This window comes from Papillibacter cinnamivorans DSM 12816, from assembly GCF_900176335.1.
Classification (GTDB): Bacteria; Bacillota; Clostridia; order Oscillospirales; family Oscillospiraceae; genus Papillibacter; species Papillibacter cinnamivorans.
On record NZ_FWXW01000003.1, the window covers coordinates 375,125 to 394,617 of the forward strand.

The following is a 19,493-nucleotide window of genomic DNA, read 5'->3' on the forward strand; positions in this document are numbered from 1 at the left end:
TAAGGAGGGCTGACAATGGAACGAGCGCAAAACCGAACTGCCAACCGGCTGATACACGAGACCTCGCCCTACCTGCTGCAGCACGCCTACAATCCGGTGGACTGGTATCCCTGGGGGAAGGAGGCGTTCGAGAAAGCGCGGCGGGAGGACAAACCCGTATTTCTGTCCGTGGGGTACTCCGCGTGCCACTGGTGCCACGTGATGGAACGGGAGTCCTTTGAGGATCCTGAGGTGGCGGAGGCTTTAAACCGGGACTATGTGTGCGTCAAGGCGGACAGGGAGGAGCGGCCGGACGTGGACGCGGCGTACATGCGCTTCTGCCAGGCGACGACGGGGCAGGGCGGCTGGCCTTTGACCGTACTCATGACGCCGGAGCAGAAACCGTTTTTCGCGGGCACGTATTTTCCAAAGCATACCCGGTACGGTTCTCCGGGCCTTCTGGAGCTGCTGGAGGCCGTGTCCCGGGAGTGGAAGGGCGCGGGGCGGGAAGCGCTTTTATCGGCGGGAGAGGAAATCCTCGCCGCTCTGCGGGATCGGAAGGGCCCGGCGGGCAAAGAAATGAGCCGTGAGATGTTGTCTCAGGCGGCGGAGGCCCTCTGGCGCCGCTACGACCGGAAATATGGCGGCTTCGGAGGGAGTCCCAAATTCCCCATGCCCCATCAGCTCCTTTTCCTCCTCCGCTATTATTTCCTTACGGGCGATCCCCGGGCGCTTACCATGGCGGAGGGCACGCTCACCGGTATTTTCCGGGGCGGGATCTTCGACCACATCGGCTCCGGCTTTTCCCGCTATTCCACTGACGAGCGCTGGCTGGTGCCGCATTTTGAAAAGATGCTTTATGACAACGCCCTGCTTACCCTCGCCTATCTGGAGGGATTTCAGCTGACGGGAAAAGAGCTGTACCGGCGGGTTGCAGAAAAAACTCTCGGGTATGTTCTGCAGGAGATGACGGGAACGGAGGGCGGGTTTTATTCTTCCCAGGACGCGGACAGCAGCGGCGAAGAGGGGAGCTACTACCTCTTTTCTCCCGAGGAAGCCATGGAAGTTCTGGGGAAAGAAGACGGGGAATATTTCTGCGAATACTACGGAATCACGCCGGGAGGAAATTTCGAAGGGAAAAGCATCCCCAATCTGCTGGAAAACCCGCGCTTTGAAGAATCCGACGTCAGGGCGGAGGAACTGGCGGCCCGGATGCTCCGGGTTCGGAAGGAAAGAACGGCGCCGGACAAGGACGACAAGGTGCTCTCCGGCTGGAACGGACTGATGATCGCGGCCTTCGCCCGGGCGCACCGGGTGCTGGGAGGCGAAGAATATCTCCCTGCCGCCAGGCGGGCGGCCCGGTTTCTGGAGGAAAATCTGCTGAAAGACGGTTTTCTTCAAACTGCCTGGCGCGGCGGGAGAAGCAGCGGAGGAGGGTTCCTGGAAGACTACGCCTTTGCGGCCTGGGGTTTTCTGGAGCTGTACGAGGCGGCGTTTGACCCGGAGGATCTGGAGAAAGCCCTCCGCCTTGCCCGGAAAATGACGGAGCTTTTTGGGGACGACGCGGCGGGCGGATTCTACCTTTCGGGAAAGCACGGGGAAAAGCTGGTCCTCAGCACCAAGGAGGCCTACGACGGAGCGCTCCCCTCAGGAAACTCCGCGGCCGCCTTTGTGCTGGGAAGGCTCGCCCGGATGACGGGAGACCCCGTTCTGGAAGAAATCTACCGCCGTCAGCTGGGTTTTCTCGCCGGAGAGGCGGCGGGGAGCCCCTCGGCCATCGCTTTCGGGCTCATCGCCGCTTTTCCGGCGCTCTATCCCTTCCGGGAAATCGTATGCGCCGCCGAGGGAGAGACGGAGAAAAAACACGCCGAAACGCTGCTGCGGAAAAATCCTCTGTACGACAACGCCGTCCTTCTTGCCGTGCCGGAGACCCGTGGGAAGCTGGAAGCTCTGGCGGAGTTTACCGCCGCCTGCACCCGGAAGAACGAAGGGACGACCCTCTATGTCTGCAGAAATAACGCCTGCTCCCTTCCCGTGACCGATCCGGCAAAAATCGAAAAAATCCTGTCCGGAAAGGATGCATAAACAGAACCGGAGTGGGAAAGATATCCTCGAGGTGCAGGATATGTCAATACAAAGCGCGTATTATCACCTCCCGCGAATGAACGGAGCGCACGAGGCCAAGGAGATCAAGCGGGAGCTGAGTCTGCTTCCCGGTGTGAAGACGGTGAGCGTCAACAGGGAGAGTCATCAGCTGGCGGTGGATTTCGACAGCACGGGGTCCGACCGGGAACAGATCGAGAAGACGCTGGGCAAGCTTGGCCTTGACTTTGCGCGGCAGAAAGAGCCGGACGAATTGCAGTAGGAGGAAAAAACATGCCGAAGGACAGCCAAATGGACAACAAGAAGACCAGAAACGACAAGTCCGTCAATCAGATCCCGCTGACCCGGGAAAACCAGAATCAGAACAACAGCGCAAAAAAGGAAGCCCAGGGCCAGAATACCAAACACTGAGGACGCCATGGACAAATCCGGAATGAGACGGCCGGATCCCAAGGAACCCCACGGAACGGAAAGCAATCACAAAACGCATCTGCCGAAAAACGATATGCCTCCGGTCCCGGGACTGCAGGGAAAGGCCCGCGGCGGAAAAGACAAAGCAAAATGAAAGAACCGACCGCGGCGAGTCCTCGCCGCGGCCGGTTCTTTCATTGATACCAAGCGTCAATAAAAATGCAGATAAAAAAATGAAGAAGTATGGTTGCCCCCGCCTTCGGCGGGGACAACCATACTTCTTGTTTCGTCTATTTCATTTGTAAATAGTACGAATTATTCTATTGCCGGACTTCTACGCTGATAGAAACGTATTACCTGCGGCGGCCGCGATAGACGCCGCCGCTTTTCCTGTAGCGCCGCCCGGAATGCCTCCCCCGGCGGATGCTGAGGATGATCAGGACGATGATCAGAACCAAAACGGCAAGGATAGCGAGCTTTGTGGCGGTATGGGAAAAGATATTCTTAACCGTATAGATCACATACAGCAGCCTGGACTGGGTGAGGGAGTTGAGGGCGACCAATTTCGTGGTGCCGTACTCCTTTCCGTCCAGGGAAAGGGTGATCTCCCCCAGCTCCTGTCCCTCGGAGATGGGAGCGGTGATGTTCCCCTCGTTGTAGATGGTGACCTTCCTGTCAAAGGAATCCAGGTCCACGTCCTTGGGAAGCATGGCGGACAAAGAGGACTCCGGGTGAACCACCACATAATTCGCGTCCCGGGACAAGGACACCGGGACCTCCGCGATAAGCTCGGAAGAGTCCAGGTAGGTCTGAAGCTTAAAATTGGAGAAGCCCCACTCAAACAGACGGGAGGTTTCGCTGAAGCTTTCATAATCCACGGTTCCGTCCGCCTTTGTCACCTTTTCGGCGCCGAAAACGAGGCTTATCAGGTTCATGTCATTCTTCTGGGCCGACGATACCAGGCAATAGCCGGCGTCCGAGGTGTGCCCCGTCTTGATCCCGTGGGCGTACTGGTATACGTAGCCCGGGATCTTGAACCGGGAAAGCAGATAGTTGGTGGTATAAAAGTGCCGCTCCGGAGAGAGGTTGGTGGCCGGAATCACCACGTCCCGGGAGTCGGTGATTTTGAGAAATTCGGGATATTTCAGGGCTTCCTTGGTGATAAGATACATATCGTAGGCCGTGGTGTAGTGATTCTCGTCCTGAAGCCCGTGGGTGTTGGCAAAATGCGTGTCCTGGCAGCCCAGTTCCTGAGCCCGCTGATTCATAAGAGCCACAAAGGTGGGAATGTCTCCGGAGACGGCCTCGGCGAGAATGTTGCAGGCCTCGTTGGCCGAGGCGACCAGGGCGCAGTACAGGAGATTCTCCACCGACATCTGTTCGCCGGGCTTTATGTTCTGCGTGCTTCCGTCCTCGGTCACATCCTGATGTGCGGAACTGGAGACGGTGATCACATCGGAGAGGGACATGCTGCCGGAGTCGATTTTCTCCAGTACAAGCAGGCCGGTCATGATCTTGGTGACGCTGGCGGGATAGACCCTTTCGTGAATATTCTGCTCATAAAGGATTTCCCCGGTATCCGCGTCCGCCAGGAGGGCGGATCTGGATGCCACGCTCATTTCGGGAATGGCGAAGGCGGGCGTGGACAAAACGACGGTACAAAGCATCACAACGGCGAGGGCGAGGAAACTATAACGAACCCTTTTCATGGTATGACCTCCATCAGATACTCCCGCGTCCGGCGGGGAAGCAGGGCGGAAAATGTCCCCGGCAGGGAGCATTCTGCCGCCGGAAAAAATCCAGGGATATCCGGAAACGGCCGCAGCCCGGAAAAATATCATAGGATTTAAGACAGCGATGTGGTATGATACACTCAGAAAACCAAAGTTTCCAGGGACATCGTGCAGCCGGCCCCCGGAAACGGACAATCCGTTTTCCGGCAATGGATTTCGTCTTCGGAGCGTCTCCAAATCCAACCGGCGGGAGAGCGGAGCCGGGAGTTTTCCGATCGGCGGGTATGCTCCGCCTTAGCCGCCGCCATTAGGAATTATATCAGACAGGCATACGATCTTCAACCGCAGGAGACGAGAAAAATCTGGTGAATGCGGGTGGAACCATGAAGCGATCCACGTTTTTTCTGGCGGCCGCGGGCCTTACCATCGCGTTTTTTGCCTTCACGGCGGGCTATTATTTCGGCCAGAGCAGCATGGGCCGGACCATATCCGTCAGCACGCAGTATTCGGAACCGGCTGCGGTGAGCACCGGGACAGTCTCCGCGTCCCCGGAAGATGCCATTGTGTCCGAAACGCCGGCATCCGGGGCGCCGGCAGCCGAGGCGCCGGGTTCAGAAACCTCCCGGCAGACGGCTGCGATTGAAAAGAAGATCGACATCAACACGGCCTCCCGGGCGGACCTGGAGACGCTGCCCGGCATCGGGGAGGTCCTGGCCGGAAGGATCGTGGACTACCGGGAGCAGAACGGAGATTTCCGGACCATCTACGATATCACCAACGTGAAGGGAATCGGGGAGAAGACCCTGGAAAAGATCGAGGATCTGATCACCACGGGATAGGAGAAAAGGGCATGAAGATACTGGTGGTGGACGATGAGCGTCTGCTGGTTAAAGGCATCAAATTCAACCTGGAAAACGAGGGGTACCAGGTGGAAGCGGCCTACGACGGTAAGAGCGCCGTGGAGCTGGCGCGCAACGGCAATTTCGACCTGATTCTTCTGGACGTGATGATGCCGGAAATCGACGGGATGGAAGCCTGCATGCGCATCCGGGAGTTTTCCAACGTGCCCATCGTCATGCTGACGGCAAAGAGCGAGGACGCGGATAAAATCATCGGATTCGAGTGCGGGGCGGACGATTATATCACGAAGCCCTTCAATATCCTGGAGCTGAAGGCGCGGCTGCGGGCCCTTCTGCGCAGGGCGTCGGGGCAGGACCAGAAAGCAAGGGGCAGCAGGATCAATATCGCCGGATTTGTGTTGGACACGGAGACACGGAGCGTCACCCTGGAGGGGCGCCCCGTGGAGCTCACCGCGAAGGAGTTCGACCTGTTCGAGCTGTTTGCCAGGAATCCCGGGCGGGTTTACAGCCGGGAAAACCTTCTCAACATCGTCTGGGGATACGAGTATTCGGGAGATTACAGGACCGTGGATGTGCACGTGCGGCGGCTCCGGGAAAAGCTGGAGAAAAACCCGGCCGAACCGGAGCACATCATGACCAAATGGGGAGTGGGATACTATTTTAAGGGGTAAAAGGCCCACGGGAAGTTTACAACTGAAATTCGCCATGACGTATGTGCTGCTTCTGGCGGCGGTGCTGGTTCTGCTGAACACCTATCCGCTCCTGGTTTCCCAGGATCTGATGTTCCAGTCCAAAAAGACCACCCTGCAGCGCCATGTTTCCGTCATGGCTTCTTCTCTTGCGGGCCTGGAGGTCCTCACTCCGGAGGGCGTGAGCCAGGTGATGGCACTGCTGGATGACAAGGATCTGGCCCGCCTCATCGTGACGGACGCCTCCGGTCTCATTGTCTACGACGACCGGGAGACGGGAAGCGCCGCGGGCCGCTATGCTTTCTTTTCGGAAATCGTCCAGGCGCTGGACGGAAACGACGTGTTTTACTCGGAATACAGCGGCGGGGCGTTCAGAAGTCGGGCGGCGGTGCCCGTCATGTACCGGAACGTGGCCATCGGCGCGGTTTACGCCTATGAATACGACACGGTACAGGGAGAGCTGCTGAAAGGCTTCCAGGCAAACCTCCGGAATATATCGGTGCTCATCGGCCTCATCGTGATCGTCATGAGCGTAACTTTGTCCAAGGCTCTGACCCGGCGGATCAGCGAGCTTCTGCGGGCCATACGGATCGTGCGGGAAGGGGAATACAGCCACCGGGCGACCATGCGGGGCAGCGACGAGCTCGCGCAGCTGGCCACGGAATTCAACAGCCTGACCGGGCGCCTGCAGGCCACGGAAGAGAGCCGGAGACGGTTCGTGTCCGACGCGTCCCACGAGCTGAAAACGCCCCTATCCTCCATCCGGCTGCTGACGGATTCCATTCTGCAGACGGAATCGATGGACGACGCCACCGTCCGGGAGTTCGTTTCAGACATCGGCGAGGAGGCCGAGCGGCTTACTCGGATCACGGAAAAGCTTCTTCGCCTGACCCGGCTGGACGACAAGACGGAGACGGAAGCCGCCGAGGTTCATCTCCGGGAGGTCCTTGAAAAAGCCATTCACATGCTGACCCCCCTTGCCGCCAGCAGCGGCGTTGCGCTCATTGGGAATCTGGAGGGCCGGGGAACGGTGAAGGCGACGGAGGATGAGCTGTATCAGGTGGCGTTCAATCTCATAGAGAACGGAATCAAATACAACGTGCCCGGAGGCTACGTCCGGATTGGGCTGAAAAACGACGGGCAGGATACGGTTCTTCTGGTGGAGGACTCGGGGATCGGTATTCCGGAAGAGGATATGCCGAGAATCTTCGAGCGTTTTTACCGGGTGGACAAGGCGAGGTCCCGCATGGCCGGCGGGACGGGCCTGGGACTTTCCATCGTCAAGGACACGGTGGAGCGGTACCGCGGAACCGTAAAGGCAGAGCCGCGGGAAGAGGGCGGCACCCGGTTTGTTGTCCGCTTTCCCGGGGAGGGAGGGAGCCGGACATGACACGCCGAGGAGCAATGCTGCTGTGCTGCGCGTTTCTGTTTGCGCTCGTTTCCGGCTGCACCTCCCGTCAGAGCGCGGAAGAGACGGACCAGGTGGAGGTATATTTTGCCGTGGACGTCAGTAAAACGGGAAACGCCGACCCGATCCGCTCCGAAACGCGGGAGATCCCCCAAAAGGGAGATCTGAATACCCGCGCCGCGGCAATCCTGGGGATCTTGCTGGACGGCCCCCAGAGTCAGGAACTGCAAAGCCCCTTTCCCTCGGGGACGCGGCTGCTCACCTGCAAGACGGAGGACGGCAGGGTGACGGCGGATCTGTCGGAGCAGTACGGGGAGCTGGCCGGAATGGAGCTTACCATCGCAGATTACTGCATTACGCTGTCTTTGTGCCAGCTTGAGGGAGTCGAATCGGTCTCCGTTACGGTGGAGGGAAAGGCACTGCCGTACCGGGACAGGCAGGTGTTCACCAAGGAGGACGTCTTGCTGAGCAGTCACATGGAAGAGCCGCTGTCCATGGAGGTTACGCTGTATTTTACAAACCAGGCCACGGGCCTGCTGGAGGGGGAAACCCGCACGCTGGAAATCCAGGAGGGAGATACCTCTGCGGAGCGGATCATGTCCGCGCTGCTGGAGGGACCGCAGTCTCAGAATCTGTCCTCCTCCATTCCGAAGGGAACGAAGCTCCTTTCCGCGTCCGTTGACAACGGTGTGTGCAGCGTCAATCTTTCCAAGGAATTTCTCGAATCCGTGCCCGAAGACTGGCAGGCGCAGCAGCTGGCGGTTTACTCCATTGTCAATTCCCTGACCGACACCGATTCCATCGGCCAGGTCCAGCTGCTGGTGGAGGGGGAAACGGAGGAATACTTCGGGAGCGTACCCATCGGAACCCAACTGACCTTCAACGAGTGGCTCAGCAGGAGCGACGATGGAAAAAGGAATTGACAAGAGGGCCGGCTCCATGTAGGATAATAAATCAAACAGGAAAACAGCCCGCCGTTGCATCCGCGGGATTTCCGGGCCCGCAGCCGGGGAATTGGAACGGATCAGAAGCGAAGGGGCGGAGGGAGAGAACCATATGGCGCAATATCGGATCGACACCAAATGCATACAGGAAGGGTACAAGCCGAAAAACGGCGAGCCGAGAGTGCTCCCCATCATCCAGAGCACTACGTTCAAGTACGACACCAGCGAGGAGATGGGAAAGCTCTTCGACCTCGCGGCCAGCGGGTATTTTTACACCCGGCTCCAGAACCCCACCAACGACTGCGTTGCGGCGAAAATCGCCGCGCTGGAGGGCGGAACGGCGGCCGTGCTCACCTCTTCCGGCCAGGCGGCGTCGTTTTTTTCCGTTTTCAATATCTGCTCCGCGGGAGATCACGTCATTTCCTCCTCCGCGATTTATGGCGGAACGTATAATCTCTTTGCAAACACCATGAAGCGGATGGGGATTGAATTTACCTTTGTACAGCCGGACTGTACTCCGGAGGAGCTCAACGCGGCCTTCCGGGACAACACGAAGGCGGTATTCGGCGAGACCATCGCCAACCCCGCCCTCGCGGTTCTGGATATCGAGCGGTTTGCCAAAGCGGCGCATGAGCACGGGGTGCCCCTGATCGTGGACAACACCTTTCCGACCCCCGTCAACTGCAGGCCGTTTGAATGGGGCGCGGATATCGTGATTCATTCCACCACGAAGTATATGGACGGGCACGCCACCAGCGTAGGCGGGGCCATCGTGGACAGCGGGAACTTCAACTGGGACGCCCACGCCGACAAATACCCCGGACTGACACAGCCCGACGAGTCCTATCACGGCATCATCTACACCAAGGCTTTCGGCCAGGGGGGCGCCTACATCACGAAAGCCACCGCGCAGCTGATGCGGGATCTGGGAGCAGTCCCCTCACCTCACAATTCCTTCCTGCTCAACCTCGGCCTGGAGACCCTTTCTCTGCGGATGGAGCGGCACTGTGCAAACGCTCTGGAGACCGCGCGGTTTTTGCAGAAGCATCCCAAAGTGGCCTGGGTCAATTACTGCGGCCTGCCGGGAAACCGGTATTACGAGCTGGCACAGAAATATCTGCCGAAAGGCTCCTGCGGCGTCGTTTCCTTCGGCGTACAGGGCGGCAGAACCGCCGCAGAGCGGTTTATGAAGGAACTGAAGCTGGCCGCCATCGTCACCCATGTGGCGGACGTGCGCACCTGCGTGCTTCACCCCGCCAACGCGACCCACCGGCAGATGAACGACGAAGAGCTGGCCGCGGCGGGCGTGAGCCCGGATCTCATCCGTCTGTCCGTGGGCATCGAGGACGTCCGGGACATCATCGACGATCTTTCCCAGGCGCTGGAGGCCATATAATATTTATCTCCCACTGATTTTATCACTTTTTTCCACCCCGCCGTCGGCGGGGTGGAAAAGTAAACGGGGTGCCGGATTCCGGCACCCCGTTAGAGGCCGTCGAAAAACCCTGTTTTCCGACGGGTACGGTGGAAGGACCGCGCCTTTGCGAAGACGCGCAAAGTATACCTTGTGGAAAATGAATTCCCGCAAGGTATTGGGAATTCATCTTTTTTGGATTTCGGTCACGGAACGCAACGCGAAATCCAAAAAAGCTTTTCGCCAGTGGCGAAAAGGACGATAGGACTTTTTCGACAAGCTGAAACGGGGTGCCGGATTCCGGCACCCCGTTATTCTATTATTTATTATTGCTTTTTGGGCATCACGGTAGCCATGCCGGTGATGACCGCTTTTCCGTCCTGATTGAAGCAGGTGGTCTTCAGCTTGGCGATGTTCTTTTCGGGAAGGAGTTCGACGACTTCCACTTCCGCCTTGATGGTATCCCCGATCCGGACGGGGGCGACGAACTTCAGTTCCTGGCCCAGATAGATGGTGCCGGGTCCCGGCAGACTCATGGCCATGACCGCGGAAAGCAGGCCGGTGCAGAGGATCCCGTGCACGATCCTTCCCTTGAACATGGTCTTTTCCGCTTCCACCTGGTTGATGTGCACGGGATTAAAGTCCCCCGTGATTCCCGCAAAGAGGTATACGTCCGTTTCGCTGATGGTCTTCTGCGTAGAAGCCTTGTCCCCGAGTTTCATTTCCGCGATGGTTTTTCCTGTCATTTCTTTCAACCCTTTCTTCAATTTATAACAAAAGCATTCGGCAACCGTTTTCTGGGGAAGCGCCGCCGATGCCCGGAAATACCGCGCAGGGGTTTTTACTTTATCAGGAAACCAAAGTCCGGCTGCAGGTTTCCTTTATCATTGCCTCCAGGCGTTTCAAATCCTCAAAGGTTTCCGGCCGGCGGTGCGGGTCCCTAAGGAGGGCGGCGGGATGATACAAGGCCATTAGCTTGTAATTTCCCCGCTCAAACCAGACGCCGTGTTCCCGGGTTATTTTAAAATCCGGCTTAATGATCTGCATGGCGGCGATCCGCCCCAGGCAGACGATGATCTTGGGCTTAATCAGCACGGCCTGATTCCGGAGCCAGCCGATGCAGGCTTCCTGTTCGACGAACAGCGGGTCCCGGTTTCCCGGGGGCCGGCACTTGACAATGTTGGCTATGTATATATTATCCCGGTTCAGGCCGATGATGGCGAGCATGTCGTCCAGAAGCTTGCCCGCGCGGCCCACGAAGGGTTCTCCCCGCAGGTCTTCCTGCTCTCCCGGCCCTTCCCCGATAAAGAGGACCTCGGCGTCTCTGGCGCCCACTCCGAAAACCACATGGGTACGGGTTTCATGAAGCGGACAGTTCCGGCATTCCATGCATTGTTTATACAGCTCGTCCCAGTTCAGCATATCTTACCCCCGAAAATGCCGGGGCGAAAACCATTCCGCCCACAGCACCATTTTACCGGGAAGGGGCTGAAATGTAAAGCCTCATTTCAAGGAAGATCCTGTATATCAATCCAAAAAGCTGACCTGACACACCGTCAGGTCAGCTTTTTGGTCTGCCGCAGCTGTTATTTTAAATTGTATTTTTCCAGCTTCTTATACAGAACGGTGCGGGAGATTCCCAGAATCTCGGCGGCCCGGACGCGGTTGCCCTTAGCGGCGGCCAGCGCATCCCGCACGAGGTCCCGTTCAAAATTCTGCTTGGAGGATTTCAGCCGGTATTCCTCCTCCGAGGGGGTGATTCGGCGGCTCTTGGAGCGGACGCGCTGCACGAAGGACTGGAAATCGTCCAGCTTCAGCGTATTGGAAGAGGTCATATTCATGGCGCTTTCGATAACATTCTGCAGTTCCCGCACGTTTCCGGGCCATTCATACTCCATGAACAGATCCATCACCTCGTCGGTAACGCCCTCGATGAGCATTCCCAGCTGAGAATTGAGGCGCTTGATCAAAGATTCCACCAGCAGGGGGATGTCTTCCTTCCGGTTCCGCAGAGGGGGCGCGGTGATACGGATCACATTGAGGCGGAAAAAGAGGTCGCTGCGGAATTTCCCTTCCTCCACAAGGGGTTCCAGGGGGATATTGGAGGCGGCGATGACCCGCACGTCGATGGGGATGCTTTTATCTCCGCCCACGGGATCGATTTCCTGCTCCTGAAGTACCCGGAGAAATTTCGGCTGCATGGTGGGAGAGAGCAGATTGACTTCGTCCAGAAAAATGCTGCCTCCGCCTGCCAGCTCGAAACGGCCGATCTTTCCCTTTTTGGCAGCGCCTGTAAAGGCGCCGCCCACATATCCGAAAAATTCGGCCTCCATGAGTTCCGACGGGATGGCGGAGCAGTTCACACGGACAAAATTGGACTGGCGGCGGGAGCTGAGAGAATGGATCGCGTGGGCGATGAGCTCCTTGCCGCTGCCCGTTTCCCCGTCAATTAAAACGGTGGAGCTGGACTTGGCGGCCTGGGCGATTTGTGCCTTGACCCGCTGAATACTGGAGCTGTTTCCGATGATGCTGTTGATCCCATACCGGGCCCCCCGCTCCCGGCTGAGCTCCTGCTTGTAGAATTCCAGCTCCGTGGAGAGCTGATTGACCCGGCGGGTAAAGGCGAGGGCCTTTTCCATCCCGGTGAGTATGACGAAGATGAAACACCCGTCCACAACGCCGTTTTTCATGATGGGCATATAGGAAGTGAAGGCCTGTATGCCCTGGATGTTGACCACCTCGCCCAAAACGGGTTCGCCGGTTTCAAGCACATGCATCGAATGCGTGTCCGGCACCACCTGCCATACATATTTCGCCAGCGCTATATTGGAGGGGACTCCGCTGGTTTTTACCCAGTTGGGAGAGACATAGAGGTATTTTCCCTCTTTGTTCAGAACGGCAAAGGCATCCAGCGATTCGATGAACTGGGTGAGCAGTTCCGGCGAAAGGTAGTTTTCCATCCCTTCATCCCCCTCGGTATAGTTTATAAATCTATTATAACAGCTGTAATCATATGATTACAACAAGTTTTTTTCCGACATTGTGAAATTTTTGTCGATATTTCACATGGCAGGTCTCAATGACACTGGATGTTTTGTTTAATTGACAGATTTATCTGCAAAGAACACCTGATATTTTTTAAGCGGCCGGACGCATTTCTAAAAATCCCTGTCTGATGCCGATAATGATACTCTGTTAAGATGTAATCATAAAATTACAATCTGACAGCAAGGTATTGCGGCGCAAGGAATCGCCGAAACCCGAAAACAGGGGCTGAAAGCAAAAGATTACAGCGCCCCGGCCGCCGCGCACGAGTTTTGGATGGGAAATGCGGCGGAACCCTTTGCGGCGCAGGCATGCCGAAATAACATCGAATTATGGCATGCAGTTTGCTTTAAATATTATTTATAGAATTCAGGGCATAGAAACTGAAGTAATCAATTAAAAAAGGAGAGTTGATTATGAAAATTGTAGACCTTTCCATCGCACTGGAAAACGACCTTCCCAGCGATCCCCCAAACCAAATCCCGCAAATCCAGTATTTTGACCACAAGATGACGGCGGCGGACATGGCAGCTTTTTTCAGCGGTGCCACGGTGGACGACCTGCCGGAGGGAAACGGGTGGGCCATTGAGCTTGTGACGCTCAGCACCCATTCCGGCACCCATCTTGACGCCCCCTGGCATTTTTATCCCACCATGAACAACGGAGAGCCGGCATGGACTATCGATCAGGTGCCTCTGGACTGGTGCTTCGGAGACGGCGTGGTAGTGGATTTCCGGGATAAGGAAGACGGTTACCGGGTTATGGCCCGCGATTTTGAGGAATATTTTAAAAAAATCGGTTATACCCTCAAAAAGGGGGATATCGTGCTGGTCATGACCGGAGCCGATAAAAAATGGGGAACTGCGGAGTATCTGGTAACAGGATGCGGCATGTCCAAGGAGGCCACTCTCTGGCTGATCGACCGCGGCGTGCACGTGGTGGGGACGGACGGCTGGAGCTGGGACAGGCCGCTGCCGCTGATCGGCAAGGAGTTTGCCAAAAATCACGATTCCTCGATTATCTGGGAAGGGCACCGGGCGGGCAGGGAAAAAGCATACTGCCACATTGAAAAGCTGACCAATCTGGACAAGATCCCGGTGACCGGATTTCGGGTGATCTGCCTGCCGATCAAGGTCAAGGGCGGCAGCGCAGGCTGGAGCAGGGTGGTGGCAATACTGGATTAATTTTGTACGGCAGCCAAGGCAATGTCAGAAGGGGGATTCTCCGCGCAATCCATAGGAGCATATCCATTTATTAACTGTCGGAAAGGAGTATCACGATGTCTGCCACAATTATATTTGTAGTATTCTGCATCATTTTCTGCGTGCTCCTGATAGGCGTCAGTATGATCAGTAAAAAGTGGATCAACGACTCCAGCGACTTTATTCTGGCGGGACGCGAAGTCAGTCTTCTCCTCAACGTCATGGGCGTCGCCGCCATCGGCTTCGCCGGCACCAGCATCGCGCTGAATGTCGGCTGGACCATCACCTACGGCATCCAGGGCGCCCTGGGGTTCGGCCTGATTTACGCGTGCCTGGGAATCATGTGCTATGGAGGATTCTTCTCCAAATTCATCCGCCGCTGCGGAGCACAGACCCTGCCGGAATATCTGGAAATGCGCTACAGTCCCAAGGTCAGAAAGATCGTCGCCTGGACGACCATCATCGGCCTGTGCGGCATTCTGGCAAACAATATCGTCTCCATGGCGGGCGTTGTATCCGGTTATGTGGGCTGGCCAACCTGGGCGACCATCACAGGCGTGTTCCTTCTTATGGTGATTTTCGCGTACCTGAGCGGCCTCTGGGCCATCACCATGACGGACTTCGTCCAGATGATCATCGGAATCATCGCGGTGCCGCTTTTTGCCTTCCTGCTGATGCACAAGTTTGGGGGGGCGGATTTCTTCAAGGCGGTTTATCCCAACGGGGATTTCTGGTCCCAGGGGTTCAAGGGAGCGATTCTTCCCGTGCTGTCCATCAAATACCCGAGCTTTTTGACCATCGCCATTCTGTTCGGCGCTTTCCTGGTATGGGGCAACAACTACTACTGGCTGCGGATTTCCTCCTGCCGCAGTGAGCGGGTGGCGAAGCTGTCCTATATCATCGCCGGCATTGTCATCGTCGTGATCTTTTATATCCCGCTGACCATCATCGGCCTGTATGCCGCCGGCGCGTATCCGGAGCTCTGGGCTCCCGTGGGAAAGGTGGCAAGCACCGCGGCCTTCGGCGTTATGGCGAAGCTGTTTCCGCCGGCATTGGCATCCTTCTTCCTGATGGGCGCCCTGGCCGCATCGGTCTCCACCGCGGCGACCTCCATGATGGGCGCCACCTCCACCGCCACCCGGGACATTTATCAGCGTACCATCAATCCGAAAGCGACGCCGAAGCAGACGCTGAAGGCCAGCAAGATCATCCTGGTGATCATCGCGGCCTTCACGCTGGTCCTCTGCTATTTCCCCGGCGGACCGACATACCTGTTCGCCTTTGCCAACGCCTGGCTTGGGCCGCCCGCGGTGCTGCTGCTGTTCGGAATCTTCTGGAGAAGGTTTAACGCCACCGGCGCCTTCTGGGGTGTGCTTTCCGGCATGATCGTGATGGCGTTGCTGACCCTGACAGACCTTATGAAGATTACCACCATCAGCGCTGTTACCCATGTGGGAGTCATCGGCTTTGCGGTCACTCTGGTATTTTCCATTATCGGGACCCTGATCGGCAAGCCCAAATACTACGGCGAGCCGGACTGGACCAAGGAAGTATCCGGCGGCAAGCGGATCGACGTCAAGCTGGATGAACAGGATGTAAAGATCCTGAACCTGATCCGGTACGGGCACGGCTACATGTCCGATATCAACGATGCCATGAAACTGGACGGCGGCATTACAAACGCCAGTATTGAAAAGCTGGACCAGGGCGGGTACATTGAGCGGATGGGCCTCAGCCGGAGCGACTTTTATACCTTTAAGATCACGGAAAAGGGCGAGAGCGTCCTGCCTCCGGTTTCCGGAATCGACCGGGAAATGGTAGACGCAGGCCTTATGCCCATGTATGTCTCCATTCTCAAGATGACGAACGAAGGCCCCGAAAAGCTCACCGAACTGGTCAAGCAGCACGGCCTGAATTCCTTGGAGGTTTCCAGTATCATCACCCATCTTGTGCGCAAAGGATATGTGCTGGAGAAGGGCGTCTGGAAGAGAAAACTGGAGATCACGGACGTGGGCAAAAAGATGCTGGACAAATTCGGAGCAAAAGCCACCGTATAAATGATGCTGAGTTCTATTATGATATCTCACCCCTCCTGACCCTAAGGCGGCCCTTCAAAACAACGGAGCGGACGGTAACCCCCACCGTCCGCTCCGCTGTTTCACACCGGAATACCATTGCTACTGCGGAAAAATTCTCTTGTGAATTCCGGCGCTCCAAGGTATAATACATACAGAAAGGGTAATATACCTTTCCAAGGCGGAATTGCCTCCGGCGACCGGTGGCGACGCCGCTTGCCGCGGCTGCTCTGCGGCTGCGGCGCGTTCAATGGAAAGGACCGCAGGACAGATTTCTGAAGGAGGTAAGGCATCATGGCGTTTTTGGATAATTTCGGTAAAAAAATGTCTCAGGTCGCGCAGACCGCAATGGAAAAGTCAAAGGACCTGGCAGAAAACGCGAAGCTCAATCTGGCAATCGCCGCGGAAGAGCGGGAGATCGAGAAGGCATATAAGCAGATGGGCGAATGGTATTTCAACAACTACGGCGACAACTGCGATCCCAGCCAGGCGGAGACGACCGCAAAAATCAAGGCGTCCCTTGCCAAGATTGAAGAGCTGCGGGCCCAGCTGGACGCGGAGGATGGCACTCCGGCGGCGGAAAAGACCGGGAAAACCTGTCCCACCTGCGGCGAAAAAGTGGAGGAAGATTCCAAATTCTGTCCGGCCTGCGGCGCACAGCTTCAGAAGTAACCTACCGGAAAACCTCGGACTTTCCCGGCATTGCCGCTGCGGCGGATACCGGGAAGGTCCGTTTTTTATTGGGACGGATATGAGGGATGCCGGCGGGCCCGGTACAGATCCGTTGGGCAGCAGTCCCGCAGCCGGACGAACCTGGCAGAATATCCTTCGGTTGAGATTGTGCGGCGGGTATGTTAGAATCAGATACGAACGCTTTCAAGCCGCGGCTGAGTACCGTTTGCGGGACTTTACCGAGGCTTCCCCCGGACGGTGCGGCCGGCGGGGAAAAGCCATTGTACCGGGAAGGGAGAAACGAAGATGGAAAAAGGGCTGGTCCATGTTTATTTCGGAGACGGAAAGGGAAAGACGACGGCCGCCCTGGGCCTGGGCCTGCGGGCCAGCGGAAGAGGGTACCGGGTTCTTATGGTCCGGTTTTTAAAGGGACGGGACAGCGGGGAGATCCGGGCCGCGGAGAAGCTTCCCAATTTCCGGATACTTCCGGGACCTGAACGAATCCCTTTCTTTTACCGGATGAACGACGAGGAGCAGCGCAGCTACCGCACCCTTGCCAGGGCGATGTTTTCCGAAGCCTGCGACGCAGTGGAGAGCGGGGAGGCGGATCTGCTGATTCTCGACGAAATCCTGGATGCCATATCCAGCCGGATTCTGGAGACGGAGGAAGTGGCTGAATTTTTAAAGCACAAACCCCGGGAATTGGAGGTTGTCCTCACGGGGCGAAACCCGCCCCGCGAGATATCGGATTTGGCCGACTATATCACGGAAATGCGAAAGATACGCCATCCGTACGATTCGGGAATTACGGCCCGTCCGGGAATTGAAAAATGAAGGAGTTTAAGCCGTGACGTTTCATTACAAACCAAAGGGCGTATGTTCCAGAGAAATGATCCTGGACGTGGAAGACGGTATTATCCGGGGAGTGACCATCCAGGGAGGATGTCCCGGCAACCTGCAGGGAATCTCCCGGCTCGTGGAAGGAATGGAAGTGGAAAATGCCGTTTCAAAGCTTCAGGGAATCCGCTGCGGACGGAAGTCCACCTCCTGCCCCGACCAGCTGGCAAAGGCGCTGAAGGAACACTGCATGGAATCACCCCGGAAGGGTATTTTATAATCCGGGCAGTCCGTTTTGCAATGCCGGCCCCATTTCCGCCGAAACTGTTGCCGCAGAATGAAAAATAGCTCTTGCAACCGACCGGTGAGTTATACTATAATGAATTCAATAATATTCATCTTAATTCCAGGAAGGAGGAACCGGCCCGCAAAGCACCGTCGAGGCTGTTTCATTATGAAACGGCCCGGCAATACCTCTGGCGAGTCAAAAGCGGCTGACAGATCAAAATCGGTCCAGCATTGCGCTGGGCCTTTTCATGACCATTGGCAGCCAGAATCCAGTTCGGATCCCTAAATCACAAAAAGGAGTAGGATGTATGAACAAGGTTATCAGCAAAGAAGCAGCGCTGGACAAAATTAAGGATGGACAAACCTTAATGATCGGCGGATTTGCGGCAGTGGGCACTCCCGCGTCCATCATCGCCGGAATCGTGGAACGGAAAATCGGGAATCTTACCATTATCGCCAACGACACGGGGTTCCCGGATAAGGGCATCGGCCTTCTGGTGGTTGCAAAGCTTGTCAAGAAAATGCATTGCTCCCATATCGGGACCAATCCTGAGACCATCCGGCAGTTCAACGCAGGGGAACTCGAAATCGAGTTCAATCCCCAGGGAACGCTGGCAGAGCGTATGCGTGCCGGCGGAGCGGGCATTGCCGGCTTCTATACCCCCACAGGCGTGGGCACCGTGATTGCGGATGGCAAGGAAACGAAGGATTTTAACGGCAAGACCTATCTTCTGGAAACCGCCCTGCATGCGGAGGTCTCCATTGTGAAGGCGCATAAGGCGGATAAATTCGGGAATCTGGTCTTCCGCCGCACGGCCAAGAACTTCAATCCCCTTATTGCTACCGCCGGCGATATCGTAATCGCCGAGGTCGAGGAAATTGTTGAAATCGGCGACATCGATCCCGATGAAGTCATGCTGCCCGGCATCTATGTCGACTATATTGTGAAAGCGTAAGGGAGGATACGGAAATGGCTAATTCTCGTGATATTATCGCTAAAAATATTGCTCTCATGCTGAAGGACGGAGACCTCGTGAATCTTGGCATCGGCATCCCCACTCTGGTTTCCAACTTTCTTCCCGAAGGAGTCCACGTGACCCTCCACGGCGAGAACGGATGCACCGGCCTTGGCCCCGCTCCGAAGCCCGAGGACGCGGACCCCGATCTCTGCAACGCCGGCGGAGCCCCCGCAGCTCTCATTCCCGGCGGCGCCTGTTTCGACAGCGCCTGGTCTTTCGCCATCATCCGCGGCGGTCACCTGGACGCCACCGTTCTGGGCGGCATGGAGGTTGACGGAAAAGGCAACCTCGCCAACTGGATGGTTCCCGGCAAGCTGGTTGCCGGCATGGGCGGCGCCATGGACCTGGTTGCCGGCGCCAAGAAGGTCATTGTCGCCATGGAGCACGCGTCCAAGAACGGCGCTCCCAAGATCCTGAACAAATGCAGCCTGCCCCTGACCGGCGTGGGTGTTGTCACCACCATCGTCACCGAGATGTGCGTTATCGACGTTTCCAAAGACGGCCTGGTGCTCAAGGCGATTGCCCCTGGCCTCACCGTAGAGGATGTCCAGAGCAAAACCGAACCCAAGCTGATCGTTCCCGCCAAAGTGGCGACCATGGCCGAATAACAAAAAGAGATATCAAAAAGCGGGAGCTTTCAGCTCCCGCTTTTTGGTTTCCGTCGAAAAATCCTGTTTTTCGACGGAAACGGGGGTAGGATCGCGCCTTTGAAAAGGCGCGCAAAGTATGCCTTGCGAGAAGTGAATTCCCGCAGGACATTGGGATCTTATTTTTTGCGGATTTCGGTCACGGGGCGCAACGCGAAATCCGCAAA

General features: G+C 56.7%; 19 protein-coding genes. 15 read left to right on the forward strand and 4 right to left on the reverse strand.

All coding sequences use genetic code 11. The features are described from left to right. Nucleotides 1-15 precede the first annotated feature (15 nt). From B9A13_RS06630 to B9A13_RS14265, 3 genes are read left to right on the forward strand one after another with little or no spacing between them, the layout of a single operon-like run. Nucleotides 16-2,064: a thioredoxin domain-containing protein gene (locus B9A13_RS06630; RefSeq protein WP_084234341.1), complete on the forward strand. Its 2,049-nt coding sequence runs from the start codon at nt 16-18 to the stop codon at nt 2,062-2,064. A gap of 40 nt (nt 2,065-2,104) precedes the next feature. After that, nucleotides 2,105-2,344: a heavy-metal-associated domain-containing protein gene (locus B9A13_RS06635; protein ID WP_159448044.1), complete on the forward strand. Its 240-nt coding sequence runs from the start codon at nt 2,105-2,107 to the stop codon at nt 2,342-2,344. Between the two features lie 11 nt (nt 2,345-2,355). Further along, nucleotides 2,356-2,493, forward strand: coding sequence for a hypothetical protein (locus tag B9A13_RS14265; protein WP_200809694.1), 138 nt, complete (start codon nt 2,356-2,358; stop codon nt 2,491-2,493). A gap of 353 nt (nt 2,494-2,846) precedes the next feature. On the opposite strand, the gene B9A13_RS06640 is transcribed toward B9A13_RS14265, so the two are convergent. After that, nucleotides 2,847-4,202 (reverse strand): D-alanyl-D-alanine carboxypeptidase family protein, encoded by a 1,356-nt coding sequence (locus B9A13_RS06640; RefSeq protein WP_159448045.1) that lies wholly within the window; start codon nt 4,200-4,202, stop codon nt 2,847-2,849. Nucleotides 4,203-4,609: 407 nt separating this feature from the next. Between B9A13_RS06640 and B9A13_RS06645 the strand changes: the two genes are divergently transcribed. From B9A13_RS06645 to B9A13_RS06665, 5 genes are all read left to right on the forward strand, one after another. Next, nucleotides 4,610-5,065, forward strand: a complete 456-nt coding sequence (locus tag B9A13_RS06645) for a ComEA family DNA-binding protein (RefSeq protein WP_084234344.1) — start codon at nt 4,610-4,612, stop codon at nt 5,063-5,065. A gap of 11 nt (nt 5,066-5,076) precedes the next feature. Further along, on the forward strand, nt 5,077-5,757 hold the full coding sequence (locus B9A13_RS06650) for a response regulator transcription factor (protein WP_084234345.1): 681 nt from the start codon (nt 5,077-5,079) through the stop codon (nt 5,755-5,757). A 34-nt stretch (nt 5,758-5,791) separates the two neighbouring features. After that, nucleotides 5,792-7,165, forward strand: coding sequence for a sensor histidine kinase (locus B9A13_RS06655; RefSeq protein WP_084234346.1), 1,374 nt, complete (start codon nt 5,792-5,794; stop codon nt 7,163-7,165). Beyond that, a complete protein-coding gene (locus tag B9A13_RS06660; RefSeq protein ID WP_084234347.1) occupies nt 7,162-8,106 on the forward strand; it encodes a GerMN domain-containing protein in 945 nt (314 codons plus the stop codon). Before B9A13_RS06655 ends, B9A13_RS06660 begins: the two co-directional genes overlap by 4 nt. 133 nt (nt 8,107-8,239) lie before the next feature. Beyond that, entirely contained in the window at nt 8,240-9,523 is a 1,284-nt protein-coding gene (locus B9A13_RS06665) for an O-acetylhomoserine aminocarboxypropyltransferase/cysteine synthase family protein (protein ID WP_084234348.1), read from the forward strand. Nucleotides 9,524-9,867: 344 nt separating this feature from the next. Here the strand turns inward: B9A13_RS06665 and B9A13_RS06670 are convergent, their stop codons facing one another. The 3 genes from B9A13_RS06670 to B9A13_RS06680 form a co-directional block, all read right to left on the reverse strand. Continuing rightward, nucleotides 9,868-10,287: a MaoC family dehydratase gene (locus tag B9A13_RS06670; protein ID WP_084234349.1), complete on the reverse strand. Its 420-nt coding sequence runs from the start codon at nt 10,285-10,287 to the stop codon at nt 9,868-9,870. Nucleotides 10,288-10,390: 103 nt separating this feature from the next. Next, nucleotides 10,391-10,963 carry a uracil-DNA glycosylase gene (locus B9A13_RS06675; RefSeq protein ID WP_084234350.1) on the reverse strand — a complete coding sequence of 191 codons (573 nt, stop codon included), beginning with the start codon at nt 10,961-10,963 and terminating at the stop codon, nt 10,391-10,393. A gap of 164 nt (nt 10,964-11,127) precedes the next feature. After that, nucleotides 11,128-12,501, reverse strand: a complete 1,374-nt coding sequence (locus B9A13_RS06680; RefSeq protein WP_084234351.1) for a sigma-54 interaction domain-containing protein — start codon at nt 12,499-12,501, stop codon at nt 11,128-11,130. A gap of 501 nt (nt 12,502-13,002) precedes the next feature. Between B9A13_RS06680 and B9A13_RS06685 the strand changes: the two genes are divergently transcribed. From B9A13_RS06685 to B9A13_RS06715, 7 genes are all read left to right on the forward strand, one after another. Beyond that, the gene (locus tag B9A13_RS06685) at nt 13,003-13,770 is read left to right on the forward strand and encodes a cyclase family protein (RefSeq protein WP_084234352.1); all 768 of its coding nucleotides are present in this window, start codon (nt 13,003-13,005) and stop codon (nt 13,768-13,770) included. Nucleotides 13,771-13,865: 95 nt separating this feature from the next. Next, nucleotides 13,866-15,845, forward strand: a complete 1,980-nt coding sequence (locus tag B9A13_RS06690; RefSeq protein ID WP_084234353.1) for a sodium:solute symporter family transporter — start codon at nt 13,866-13,868, stop codon at nt 15,843-15,845. Between the two features lie 312 nt (nt 15,846-16,157). Continuing rightward, complete coding sequence (locus B9A13_RS06695) at nt 16,158-16,535, forward strand: zinc ribbon domain-containing protein (protein WP_084234354.1); 378 nt, start codon at nt 16,158-16,160, stop codon at nt 16,533-16,535. 306 nt (nt 16,536-16,841) lie between these two features. Beyond that, nucleotides 16,842-17,369, forward strand: coding sequence for a cob(I)yrinic acid a,c-diamide adenosyltransferase (locus B9A13_RS06700; RefSeq protein WP_084234355.1), 528 nt, complete (start codon nt 16,842-16,844; stop codon nt 17,367-17,369). 13 nt (nt 17,370-17,382) lie between these two features. Continuing rightward, complete coding sequence (locus B9A13_RS06705; protein ID WP_084234356.1) at nt 17,383-17,652, forward strand: TIGR03905 family TSCPD domain-containing protein; 270 nt, start codon at nt 17,383-17,385, stop codon at nt 17,650-17,652. A 316-nt stretch (nt 17,653-17,968) separates the two neighbouring features. Next, on the forward strand, nt 17,969-18,616 hold the full coding sequence (locus B9A13_RS06710) for a CoA transferase subunit A (protein WP_084234357.1): 648 nt from the start codon (nt 17,969-17,971) through the stop codon (nt 18,614-18,616). Nucleotides 18,617-18,630: 14 nt separating this feature from the next. After that, nucleotides 18,631-19,287 (forward strand): 3-oxoacid CoA-transferase subunit B, encoded by a 657-nt coding sequence (locus B9A13_RS06715; protein ID WP_084234358.1) that lies wholly within the window; start codon nt 18,631-18,633, stop codon nt 19,285-19,287. Nucleotides 19,288-19,493 lie beyond the last annotated feature (206 nt).